Here is a 12,317-nt window from a genome sequence, read left to right on the forward strand (position 1 = left end):
TCATGCGTTTCTCAAAGACGGTTTACATCCTATTCACTTACGCTTTCCTCGCGTACCAACAACCCATGCAAGCCCAAGAAAAATATCGATCCGCTTATACTGAAATCGAAAATGCAAACTGGCATGAGATCATGTCTGACTCCGGTCAAGATGACTGGACAGAGCACTGGTTTGTTGACGGACACAAGGCGACCCTCAAAAACACCCCCGATGGCATGTTCTACGCGGCAGGCCCGATCGAGGGCGACCACGCGTCTCATTCCGTATTATGGAGCCGAGAGAGCTTTCAAGGGGACTTAAAGCTAGAATTTGAGTTCACTCGTCTGGACACTGTTAGCCGTTTTGTATGTATCGTCTACCTCTATGCAACGGGGTTTGGTCCGGAACCTTACGTTGAAGACATCTCCGAGTGGAATGAACACAGGCAAATCCCCTACATGTCCACCTACTTCGATCACATGAACTTATTGCACATCAGCTATGCTGCATTTGACAATAAAATCGAAACGGGGGAAGATTCCGCCTATATTCGTGCACGCCGCTATCCACGCGCCTTATTTAAAGGTAGATTCGATGGAATGGAACTCGATCCGGACTATGCAGCAGTAGGCTTATTTAAACCAGGAATCCCCCATCACGTCACAGTCATCAAACATGGTGAAACCATGTATATGAATGTAAGCAACAGCGAAGAAGAACGCCTCTATCACTGGGACTTAACTCAAGTTCCCAATTTAGATACAGGGCGAATCGGCCTACGCCACATGTGGCAACGCGCAGGGCTATACAAGAACATTAAAGTCAGCCAACTGAAGGGCACGGAGTTGCCATGAGCCAACCCAATATATTGATCATCATTTGCGATCAACTTTCCGCACAAGCACTCCCCGCATGGGGCAACACATACGCCAATACACCAAACATAAACTCCATTATCGACTCCGGAGTACGTTGCGAGAGCGCGTATTCAAATTGCCCCCTCTGTCTGCCATCAAGAGCCTCATTCTGGTCGGGTCGATACCCTCACCAAACAGGCATCCTATCAAACGGCCGCGAGCATACGAATGCAGAATTCCCTGAGAACGCCCCCACACTCGGCTCCTTATTCAAAGAAGCAGGTTACACGACAGTACACTTTGGAAAACAGCATGACGGTGGCAGCTTACGAGGCTTTGACTGTGCTCCCACCGAAGAAATACTATCAACTCCCGCGCACCCGAGCCTAGTGCAGAACTACGACACTTGGCAGGACAACTACACCAGTCAACGTGCGGTCGACTTCCTAAATTCCTATAAACAGGACGCACCGTATTGCATGGTTGCCGACTTCAATAATCCACACAATATCTGTGGGTGGATTGGGAATAATGCCAATGCGACACCACTCGAAGCTGAGTTCGATAATCTGCCTCCACTGCCAGAGAATTTGTATCTCTCTGATGAAGAGCTCCGATCTCGCCCACTTCCCATTCAACACCTTCCGAACGCCCATGTTCGACAGGCACAAATCGCGGGCTGGGATGAGAAGAAAATTCAACACTATCTACACGCCTACCATCACTATTTAAACTTAGCCGACCAAGAAATAGGTAAATTACTACAAACACTCAAAAGCCGAGCGGATGCCGAGGAAACCTTGGTGGCCTTTTTCTCAGACCATGGCGACTCCATGACTGGGCGTTGGATGGCGACCAAACATACTAGTTTTTACGAAGAAACGACGCACGTCCCACTCGCCTTCAGCGGTTTTGGTGTTGCAAGACAGGGGCAAACACTGAACGGCTTGTGTTCACTGATAGATCTGTTGCCAACATTGTGTGACTTTGCAGGGATACAAGTCCCATCTGAAACACAGGGAAAATCGCTCTACCCTGCTCTCTCACAAGGAAATAACAATATTGATTTAAATGATGCAGTGTTTTCACAATGGTATACAGAATGGGGTTATACCATAGAACCAGGTCGAATGGTGCGCACCGAACAATTTAAGTACACGCATTATTTAGAAGATGGTCAGGAAGAGCTCTATGACTTACAAACAGATCCTGGGGAAATGCATAACCTAGCTAATTCGGACGATATGCTGGAAGATTTGCAACGACATCGCGATTTGTTGGAGCAACACCTGCGCACAAGCCATGACCCTTATCGATCTCTAAAACCCAAAGCTGCCCCTATTTTCAGACAAACAGCTACAAGTTATCAACATTTCTCAGGTCCTGTTGCACCAGAATTCTACACAATAAAAAATAACATTTCCGAAAACGAAGAAAAACAGTAATACTCATGTCACAAAACAATCTCCTTCAGAAATAACGAGAGTTGGATCAAATACATAGTATCATTCTGTAGTCCAATTCGAGCCAATCGAGTCCACCAACATGCCCTCTTCGTAGGCTCCGCGATCTCGGCCATTTGGATAAATGCTAATCGAATCGGGCCAGCCTTGCAAGGTGGGATAACTACTGCCTGAATTTAATGCAGGACTACTTGCGGTGAGCCTGAGATCACTTGAGGTGATTTGATCCGCGATAGGAATCTCCATATAAAAATGGATATCGTTTGAAGATAACTCTGCGTTTGCTTCTTCAGTAACGCTAGGCAAATCATAGAAGTTATAAAAGTTTGCCTCCCAATAATTATCGGCTCCTGACTCATCTTCATCTAAGCCACGAAAATTCACATTAGGAGTCGAATATGGTTTTATGTAAAAAACGTTATTAACAAATTCATATGCATCCCATTCATTGTCTGCCGTATCATTCAATTTCTCCCATACATTATTTCGAATTGAATAAAATGAATTTTGGTAAACTTTAACGTTTTTAGTCACATATGGCCCATAATGATTACCACTCTTAATGCCATATCCATGAACTGTATGAGTCGGGGTTGAATTTTCTTTGCGTGTTGTTTGAACCGAATTCCGATAAACATAAAATGGGCCCGGGTAAGACGGAGTCACACTCACAGCTGTAAATACATCATACATTAAGTTATTATAGAATTCGACATCACCTGATCGATTGGATTCTAATTCAACCGCATCGTCCTTAATATGATGCATCGTATTATGATGTATTTGTACCGTATAACCTTGAGTTTTAATCGCGTCCCACTGACCTGCAATATTACAATTCGCAATTTCGGTATGATCACCGTCAATCAAAATACCGTGCCCTCGATAAGGTGAATACTGCTCCCCACCACTATGAGCGCCAATGCCTACAACATAACCGCCATATCGTAGCCAATCACGGTCAAATCCATTGTAAATACCGCAAGTGTAAATACCGATATTTTCGGACGACTCAGGAATCACGGTCGAGATTCCACGAAATGAATTCCGAATGATTACATTGTTAATCTCAATATCTTCAAATCCGGTGCCGCTCAAACAAATACCAGCCCAACCACTGTTGCGAATTTCAAGTCCCTCGATTCGTAAATGACTTTGCCCATTGGTATCCACTACGCCTAACGCCTGACCAATACTCAATCCAACAGTATTTGGATCAACACCATCATTGAGACGCACATAGACATCGACTCCATCTCGAAAACTACCTTCGCCACGCGGAGCAGCCTTTAACGTATCCAAACTTGCATAAGGTGAAAGTAAGCGATCACAACCATGCGTCGCAATATCACCCATGCGTGAAACAAATGTACAGGTATAGTAATCAGCATCAGAACCTTCATAAGGCACAGACGTCCTATAGATTGAATGACTCGCATCATAAAGCACCCATTCTCCAGTAACGTTTGCTGACTGCAACTCAGCTAGCGCTCCATCAAGCACTACATGCGCTCCCGCAGCAGCTCTCAATGTGATTGGTGCGCCCACAGATCCAGACGCAGTGAAAGTAACATTCTCATGATAAACACCTTCACTCAAAATAACCGTATCGCCTGCCACAGCAGCATCAAGAGCCGCTTGAATTGTAGCAAAAGATTGCATATCACCTAGTGCAGAGAGCAAAACAACTGCAACACCCGACACTTCAAAATCATCCAAGCCTAAGCTGGCATCAGCTGGTTGCGCCTCATCAACCCAACGCAACCATAAAAACTCTCCATCATGCCAATCGAGATCAGTAAGAAGCAAATCAAACTTCGACTGATTACTTTCCAAATTACCATTCACACCATAGCCAGTTGTCTTGGTGGACGCACTAGAACCTGCGACTGAAGTATATCCAGCAGCTTCAAGCTGATTTCCAGAAGTGGAAGTTATGAGATATTCGAGATGCCAAGTGGAAACCGTCAAAGCATCTCCACGCCATTCTTCGAGCACATACTTCAGATTAATGGCTGAAAGCATACTCCCGGAAACATTCTTCAATTGAACCCCTAAGTATTCATCAGCAACAAAGCCAGTTGCATCTGATGGGCCCAACGCACGATCAGAACTACTGCTATTTCCCCAGCTAAACAGCGTACCACTCTCGCTGGTAGAACCAGAACTCGCTCGTGCTGCATTAGTACTAGAATACCACCCCATAAGAGTGGTATTATTTATAAATGAGAAGCTAGTTGTACCAGATGACCCCGCATGTAGCGGTAAGGAATCAAAATTCTGCGTGTAAATATCATCAATCGCGATGAGCTCTTCTTGAGCCGAAATAAGTGAACAGTAGACAATCAGACCTAAGATATTTAGGGAGAATAAAAGTGTTTTCTTATACATTATTTTTTCGAGCTAGGGGTAGGTACGTTGCGAATCAACTCTTCTTAATTCACAATTAAATATTAGAAATAAATTCGCTGACTACAAATACATGGAAGCGAGATTCCTTTAGAGAACTATCAACGATATTCATCCACAAAGATAATCTAGGCCGCTAGGACTGAATCCCCTCTATAAACTATAGCTACAGCGAATAAGCAGATCTAGTTCATATAGCTTACACAATATCATGGATTAAACTTATATTTCCAAAACGGAATGTCTGCCTCGCTGTATTCAGCTCGCATGGTGGCCTCATCTATATTCTCTACGTGCCCGTCTAGGTAGACGACGTTTAACGTATTATTATGTGGGTATTGTATCGGCGCAGCATGCGATGAAGATACTTGAGAACTCTGGACGTTACTCCAATAATTACCATCCGAATCAGGGCTCACCGCTCCGTCTAGGAACAGGACCATTTTAGATGCATTTTCGATACTCAGATTGTTGGGTGGGTACCACTGCGGACTGCGAGGGTCACCTTCTGATGTTGAAGTCCCGTGCCCATTGATCGCATAAGTCCTTCCCCATGGACGAGTTGATGGATACTCAGCATGCGCAGCATTACATTTCATGGGTGAAGTTTGATTCTGCCAGATCTCGTAATCTCCTAAAGCCATATCTTCAAAACCAAGATAAGGGGCCAATTGATATTGATAAGCCTCATTAATTTCAGGTTTATCGTAGGACCAATATTTATTATCTAACAGCCGATTCTGATTATTGATGATCCAGAGATTCGCGGCCGTGTGCAATTGACGCAAATTAGAAGTACAGGCTGAAATTTCGGCTGTGGCACGAGCCCGACCAACAACTGGAATCAAAATAGCTGCCAGAATCGCAATAATAGCAATGACAACGAGTAATTCGATCAAAGTAAACGCGGAGTCACACGATCTGCCGAGTGACTTATGATTAAGGAGATCGGCGGGGCGTCTCGTACCAAGACGCAAATAAATAGCTGTGAAATCAAATCTCATAAGGGGTATTGTTTTGATTGTGTTAAGATAGAAAATTTAAATTTTGCATATAGAAGATGTAACTCAAAACACATCTCCCCAGGGATTATATCGCTCATGCAGAGTGCCATACTGCGGCGGAGTAAATCCGTACGGAATCGCTCCGACATCGGAATTTCCTGACTCATTCACGATCGAATCGGGCCATCCTTCACTCATCACACGACGCGTACCCTGCTGTCTCGCATCGCTGTTCGCTCCAAGCTGAAAATTGGGTGGAGTGGCGGAAGGCGCCAATAAATCCGGAGCACCCAGAATACCCGCATTTGCATAGACTGGATCAAAGGACTCCAAGACCTTCAACTCATCCGCTAAAACAAACAGATTTCCTTCCCAAATCAAATCATTTGAAGCTGGTCCCATTTGCTCAATGCCAACGACTCCCGTTTGGCGTCGGCTAAAGATATTATTTACCCATCCCATTTGCTTCCACTTTTCAGCTCTAGACTTACGTGCCACGAACATGGATCGACCATTGGAATCAAAGGTATTATGATAAATGTAAATATTAGAGGCATTCGGCCCCCAATCATTTCCAAACTTCAGAGGATATCCATACCGGTATACATCGTCAAACATCAGCGAATGTAAGTTCGACTGGACCAAATTACGGTAAATGTAAATAGGACCTTTCTGGTTAGAAACGACACTAAATCCAGCAAAGACAAGATATCCCATGTTATTATAAACTCGTACATGACTCGAGTTGTTGGACTCCAGTTCCATCATGTCGTCTTTGATGTGATGAAGCAAATTGCCATGCACTTGTATATTTTCCCCCTGGACTCGGATACCATCCCACTGACCGGCAATTTCACAGTTAGCAATCTCGCTATCATTGGCAAAGATATGAATGCCGCCACCTCGCACTGGAGCATTCTCATCGGAACTCGCGACCACATGATCCTTATACCCTTGCTTCCATTCCCAATCAAAATTCCAAAAATTAAAAATACGACAATTACGAACAGTGATACGATTAGAAAAACCAACCCCATATTCCTCAGTACTAATTCCTCGAAATGCTGTTTCTACAGAAATATCTTCAATACAAATGTCACTAACAGTGGGTCCTTTGAGGTGGACTCCCGCATATCCAGCATGCTTTAAATGCACACCTCGGATGATCCAATGGCTTGAATCATATAATTGAATAATACCTTCGCCCATTCCAATGTTAAGTGCCAATAGATTCGGATCTGACTGATCCTCTAAACGTAGCAAGACCTTACGACCAATCCGGTATAACGCATCCCCTCGTTGACCTAGCTCAAAATACTCTCGATTATGGTGCGCTGCAATCAATCGCTCATCTGCATGCGATGCCCAAGTCAATAGTGCACGACTTGCTTTGCCCTGCCATGGAACCTCGGCAGTCCATGCCAGCGCTTCCTCATCCCAGGTCCAACGATTGGATCCAGGATGCTGTAATTCCTGGTCAGCTCCATCGATGATGACATGTGCACCGGCCGCAGCTTCCAAGATGAAAGGTTGCTCTTCGGAACCATGCTTCCCAGAGATAATCAAATTCTCATGATACACCCCCTCAGAAATTCGAATTGTATCTCCAGCCTGCGCGGCAGTAATCGCAGCCTGAATCGTAGTGAACTCTAAAGCCGCAGCTTCGCCCTCACGATGAATTTCAATACGCTCCGTGGCGAAAATTGTCGTCACCGATAACAGTATTAAATTTATATATAGTATGAATTTTGAGGACATCTTTAGTTTTATTATGATAAAAATATGAGAGAGAGTGCTTCAAAGAAGCAAAGATCTGCCTGTGACAACCAAAGCATCAGAATTGACTCAAGACTGATCACAACGCATTCAATCCGCACTGAACATCCAGGCACGACGATCCACTAAACCACGCATGGAACTCAGTAACTGTAGCCAATGGATGAGTTCCATGAGCAAGTAAGCACACACACAAAATTTTCCAGTAGAGCTATTTTCAGAATTGCAGGTCTAAAACCTGCAGAACTAAAGCCACAGAGGAATGGGAAGCGTCACCTATCTGCGACGGCGCAAATTTTGTGCCGAACGAGGTACCATCAAAAACAACAGCGCGATACCAAAGAGAAAAGAAGAGGAGGCTGGTTCAGGGATGGAAGAAACACTTAGATCGTCCAAGCCAAACCCACTTGAAGTTGCGCCCTGAACATCCGCCCATCGCAACCAAAGATATTCTCCCTCGTCCCAGTCAATTCCGCTAATAGTTAGATCAACAGGATATTCATTCCCAGACCAATCACCATTCACACCCGCGGCAGAACCAGTGCTCGATGTAACCGAACTACCAGAGACTGTAGTAAAACCAGTTGCAGCGCCAATGGCATTGCTAGTATCTGAAGTCACCATATATTCCAAAGTCCACGTCGTCGCACTTGTATTTCTACGCCACTGCTCAAGCACATATTCTATACCTAGTGTATTAATCGTGGCACCACTATTGTTTTGCAACAGCACTCCAAGATAGACCGTACCAGCAAATCCGTCAGAACTGAAATTTCCTAAAGCGCGATCCGATGTCCTCCCCCAGTTAAAAATAATTCCAGAAGCTGAAGCAGCTCCACCACTCGAACGGCCTTCATTCCCATCTGTATCCTCTTCGCTAGAATACCAACCGGCTATTGTCGAATCACTAATAAAATTAAAAGTATCCGTCCCTGAATTACTCTCATAAAGAGGCAAAGAATCGAAGTTTTGAGAATATTCTCCTTCAAAATTCACTTGCGCAGCAAGTGGAAGGACAAGGCCTGCTTGTAATAAACAACAAAGCATAGAGGTATATTTTACTTTTTTCATTATAGGTATGTTTGGAGTGGGGAGATATCGTGTACGATATCTTTATAAAGCATGATGACATAGAATCATCATAACTGCAGCAAAGCTGCGATGCGTATGAATACAAACTATAGTCAGTATTAACTATAATAACCTATTTCCTTGAACTCGTATATATAGAGAATCTATATATATAACGAATTTGTTACCTTTTTTAGCAAATAATCAAAATGCCTCAACATTTAGCTCAATCATCCTCAACAACATCCGCCCAAGACTCAGGCATGTTAATGATTCACCCTCAATTAGAATCATACCAATGGCTCATATTAAACAAACAAGGCCCCAAACAAATATTCCCCGGCAACAAGCGTGGAGTTCGCCTACTTGCAGTAACCGAGCAAGCCATCCAAGTCATTGAAAACGATGTCACTCATGTCCTGGAAACAAACTCTGTTTTTTACTGCCGTCCGAAGCTACAGCTACAAATCCGAGCCGCTCAGGATATAAAAACCCGTGTTCTAGAACTAAATTTCAAAGATGCATTATCGTGCTCATATCTTGATGAGCTCCAACGTCAGTATGGACGCAAGTTGAGAATTCCACCGAATCTCAAAGCCATCCATGCCACGCAACAACTCGCCCAAAGAAATCCAAGCCCCAAAGAAGTTTTTTATTGGATTTCAATGCTTCATGAATTTGCAGAGCAAGGGCGCCTGAATCTGGGTAAGTTGCTAGCAGGAGGCCCGGATACATTGTCGACTATCGCCAAACGAAATCAATTTTCGCTCAAGTCGATTGCCTACGCCCTCAACTGCCCCGCATCCCATCTTTTAAAATGTTGGAAAAACCGTGGCTATCCACCACTCGTGCAACTACTGCGAACTCAACGAATGGCACTGGTCAAACAACTCCTGAGCGAATCAGAGATGGGCTTACAAACGATTGCTCGCCTATGCGGCTACTCAGGCGCATCCGCTTTTTGTGCAGCATTTCGAACGGCAGAAAATACAACTCCAAGTCAGTGGCGTACAACGAACTCGACCAAGCCGACGCCTCCAGCGAAAATATCCCAGAGCACACAGCCCAAGAAATCGCCCGCCCCAAAGGCAAACCAAGATCAAAACCCTATTTGCTTATGGGGCTTACCCTACTTTCAGTTCGATGGTGGGCTGACTAATTCAGAATATAAAAAGCCATTCAATCTGGCAATGAATTCAATCACCAGCGCGATCTGCTGGGTTTACACACTCGAAGGACATGCGCTATTCGAAGTCGATGGCCACAAGTTGGATGTCGGCCCTAACACTGTCGTAATTCATCCTAAACCAATGTTTGGTCGATGGTCCACCCCCGACGGCAAACCATGGTCCCGGATTTGGTTACAAATGCGAGATCCTTGGTCACTGCAAACGATGCATTATTTGACTAAAAAGCATGGTTGGGTTCTAAAGATCCCTCAAGACAGTGCCCCAGTAAAGATGGCAAGAAAATGGGTAAACAGATGGAATGCAGGGAGAGGTGCCCCATCAGTCGAGCGATCTCAAATCGCCCACGATTGGCTATGTACTTGGGAGTCTTTATTAACTTCCAATGCAGTTCAATCGGTCAGCTTTCCTGATCTACGTCAATTTGAATCCCCTGAATTCTATCGTAAAATCGGCAAGATTAACGATTATGCCAAATCAATCGGCTACTCCCGTAGCTATCTAACACGCTGCCTAAGACGTCAATGGCAAGGCGGCACGCCTGCACAAATCGTTAGACGTCACCGACTCGCACAAGCGGCGACTGAACTCACGAACACAAATGAATCGATCAGCAGGATTGCATCAAATGCACTCTACGCGAATACTAGCGCTTTCATTACAGCCTTTAAACGTGAGTACAATTGCACCCCGCTGGCCTATCGCTACCAACATAACTCATAATTTACCTCTATAATTAATTTCCGAATTTACTGGAGACCATGATTGATGCCGCAAGCTGCCGGGCGCACAACCATATGCCTGCCGAAAAGCACGCGAAAACGAAGAAAAGCTCTCATAACCGCATTCATGCGCGACTTCCCCCACCTTTAAGCTAGACGTTGTCAACAAATGCCGCGCACGATGCATCCGCATACGCTGCAGTAATTTCAAGGGCGTGATTTTAAGATGTCGCGCCACAGTCCGCTCTAGGGTCGAAAGTGACATGTTCGCCTTCCGCGCCATAGCTTCGACCGTCACCCCAGCAGTCAAATGCTCACGCGCATAGCTGACGATTAAAGATAAATCTGCATATTCCGCAGGCAGATCCCCGAGCGCCACCATTGGCTGGCTCATACCATAAGTGCCCGCCACCGCTCCACTCACGTCTACATAAGGAAATTTGCTGGTCGCATGCCAGACCACTTCGCCATCAGCACTCATCACCAGCTCTGGCTTATTGATAATCGCTTGCTGCGTCTTGAGCACAACAACATCATCCTCCATATAAACATCGGCGAGCTCGTTAAAGAACCAGTCACTGTCTTTCGTGCCTATAATAGCCGCGCGCGATGCCTGCGCCTGCTCGGCCAAGTTTCGATTCACCCATACAAAGCAGCCCGCACGGTCTTTCACCCAGAAAGACACATGATCTATTAAGTCCCAAAGTCTGCGGTCGGCAAATGCAGTTAAATCCATATCGTGACGAATACTGCACAATTATGGATGACTGAGAGCATTGTCAATTCCAGCATTTCAGCTATAATGCACGGCTATGAGTCGAAAAGTTACCCTCTTTACCGGCCAGTGGGCTGACCTGCCGCTGGATGACCTACTTCCCCTCGTCAAAAAAATGGGCTACGATGGTGTGGAACTCGCCTGCTGGGGCGACCATTTCGAAGTCGCACGTGCATTGAAAGAAGACGGCTACATCGCCTCGATCTGGGACAAGCTACAAGCCAACGGCCTGAGCTGCTACGCCCTCTCCAATCACTTGGTGGGCCAAGCGGTCTGCGATCGTATCGATGAGCGCCACCAGGCGATTCTCTCGCCAGAGATCTGGGGCGACGGCGATCCAGAGGGCGTGCGCCAACGTGCGGCCGAAGAAATGAAAGCCACTGCACGCGCTGCGCGTATGTTCTTTGACGCTCGCCCGGACGAATCCGTGATCGCCCCGGTCGTGAATGGCTTCACGGGCTCCTCCATCTGGCACGCGCTGTATGCCTTCCCGCCCACCTCGCAGGCGTATTTAGAAAAAGGATACCAAGACTTCGCCGAGCGCTGGATTCCGATCCTGGACGTCTTCGAAGAGGTCGACGTCAATTTCGCACTCGAAGTGCACCCCACCGAAATCGCCTTTGACATCGCCTCCTCCGAACGCGCGCTGGCCGCGGTCAATGGGCACCAGCGCTTTGGTTTCAACTACGACCCCAGCCACCTCGGCTATCAGGGCGTGGATTACGTAAAATTCATTCGTCAATTTGCCGACCGCATCTACCACGCGCACATGAAGGACGCCTGGTGGGGCCACGGCGATGGCACAGTTGGCGTCTTCGGTGGCCACACTGATTTCACCGATGCACGTCGCCACTGGGACTTCCGCTCACTCGGTCACGGTGACATTCAATTTGAAGAGATCATCGTTGCGCTCAACGACATCGGCTACGCCGGCCCGCTCTCGGTAGAATGGGAAGACGGCCGCATGGATCGCATCCATGGCGGCACCGAAGCCGCGGCCTTCGTCAAGAAGCTCGACTTCAAGCCCAATGCCATCGCCTTCGACGCCGCCTTTGACAAAAAGAATCAGTAACT

General features: G+C 46.1%; 9 protein-coding genes. 4 read left to right on the plus strand and 5 right to left on the minus strand.

What is annotated here, in order from left to right:
• Positions 1-2: 2 nt before the first annotated feature.
• Positions 3-833 carry a DUF1961 family protein gene (locus QEH59_RS04180; protein ID WP_308984098.1) on the plus strand — a complete coding sequence of 277 codons (831 nt, stop codon included), beginning with the start codon at positions 3-5 and terminating at the stop codon, positions 831-833.
• A complete protein-coding gene (locus QEH59_RS04185; RefSeq protein ID WP_308984099.1) occupies positions 830-2,281 on the plus strand; it encodes a sulfatase family protein in 1,452 nt (483 codons plus the stop codon). Before QEH59_RS04180 ends, QEH59_RS04185 begins: the two co-directional genes overlap by 4 nt.
• Positions 2,282-2,341: 60 nt before the next feature.
• Here QEH59_RS04185 and QEH59_RS04190 read toward each other — a convergent pair whose 3' ends face one another.
• The 4 genes from QEH59_RS04190 to QEH59_RS04205 form a co-directional block, all read right to left on the minus strand.
• A complete protein-coding gene (locus tag QEH59_RS04190) occupies positions 2,342-4,690 on the minus strand; it encodes a right-handed parallel beta-helix repeat-containing protein (protein WP_308984100.1) in 2,349 nt (782 codons plus the stop codon).
• 227 nt (positions 4,691-4,917) lie between these two features.
• Positions 4,918-5,712 carry a prepilin-type N-terminal cleavage/methylation domain-containing protein gene (locus QEH59_RS04195; RefSeq protein WP_308984101.1) on the minus strand — a complete coding sequence of 265 codons (795 nt, stop codon included), beginning with the start codon at positions 5,710-5,712 and terminating at the stop codon, positions 4,918-4,920.
• Positions 5,713-5,775: 63 nt separating this feature from the next.
• Positions 5,776-7,425: a right-handed parallel beta-helix repeat-containing protein gene (locus QEH59_RS04200; protein WP_308984102.1), complete on the minus strand. Its 1,650-nt coding sequence runs from the start codon at positions 7,423-7,425 to the stop codon at positions 5,776-5,778.
• A 339-nt stretch (positions 7,426-7,764) separates the two neighbouring features.
• The gene (locus QEH59_RS04205; protein ID WP_308984103.1) at positions 7,765-8,559 is read right to left on the minus strand and encodes a hypothetical protein; all 795 of its coding nucleotides are present in this window, start codon (positions 8,557-8,559) and stop codon (positions 7,765-7,767) included.
• A gap of 209 nt (positions 8,560-8,768) precedes the next feature.
• Between QEH59_RS04205 and QEH59_RS04210 the strand changes: the two genes are divergently transcribed.
• The gene (locus QEH59_RS04210) at positions 8,769-10,469 is read left to right on the plus strand and encodes a helix-turn-helix transcriptional regulator (RefSeq protein ID WP_308984104.1); all 1,701 of its coding nucleotides are present in this window, start codon (positions 8,769-8,771) and stop codon (positions 10,467-10,469) included.
• Here the strand turns inward: QEH59_RS04210 and QEH59_RS04215 are convergent.
• Positions 10,464-11,204, minus strand: coding sequence for a helix-turn-helix domain-containing protein (locus QEH59_RS04215; protein WP_308984105.1), 741 nt, complete (start codon positions 11,202-11,204; stop codon positions 10,464-10,466). The two genes, QEH59_RS04210 and QEH59_RS04215, sit on opposite strands and share 6 nt — an antisense overlap.
• A gap of 76 nt (positions 11,205-11,280) precedes the next feature.
• Between QEH59_RS04215 and QEH59_RS04220 the strand changes: the two genes are divergently transcribed.
• On the plus strand, positions 11,281-12,315 hold the full coding sequence (locus QEH59_RS04220) for a sugar phosphate isomerase/epimerase family protein (protein WP_308984106.1): 1,035 nt from the start codon (positions 11,281-11,283) through the stop codon (positions 12,313-12,315).
• Positions 12,316-12,317: the final 2 nt, after the last annotated feature.

The sequence above is a fragment of the Thalassobacterium sedimentorum genome, from assembly GCF_031127905.1.
Classification (GTDB): Bacteria; Verrucomicrobiota; Verrucomicrobiia; order Opitutales; family Coraliomargaritaceae; genus Thalassobacterium; species Thalassobacterium sedimentorum.

Coding starts and splice junctions, on each gene's coding strand:
- QEH59_RS04180 (WP_308984098.1), top strand. CDS start 3: ATGCGTTTCTCAAAGACGGTTTACATCCTATTCACTTACGCTTTCCTC.
- QEH59_RS04185 (WP_308984099.1), top strand. CDS start 830: ATGAGCCAACCCAATATATTGATCATCATTTGCGATCAACTTTCCGCA.
- QEH59_RS04190 (WP_308984100.1), bottom strand. CDS start 4,690: ATGTATAAGAAAACACTTTTATTCTCCCTAAATATCTTAGGTCTGATT.
- QEH59_RS04195 (WP_308984101.1), bottom strand. CDS start 5,712: ATGAGATTTGATTTCACAGCTATTTATTTGCGTCTTGGTACGAGACGC.
- QEH59_RS04205 (WP_308984103.1), bottom strand. CDS start 8,559: ATGAAAAAAGTAAAATATACCTCTATGCTTTGTTGTTTATTACAAGCA.
- QEH59_RS04210 (WP_308984104.1), top strand. CDS start 8,769: ATGCCTCAACATTTAGCTCAATCATCCTCAACAACATCCGCCCAAGAC.
- QEH59_RS04215 (WP_308984105.1), bottom strand. CDS start 11,204: ATGGATTTAACTGCATTTGCCGACCGCAGACTTTGGGACTTAATAGAT.
- QEH59_RS04220 (WP_308984106.1), top strand. CDS start 11,281: ATGAGTCGAAAAGTTACCCTCTTTACCGGCCAGTGGGCTGACCTGCCG.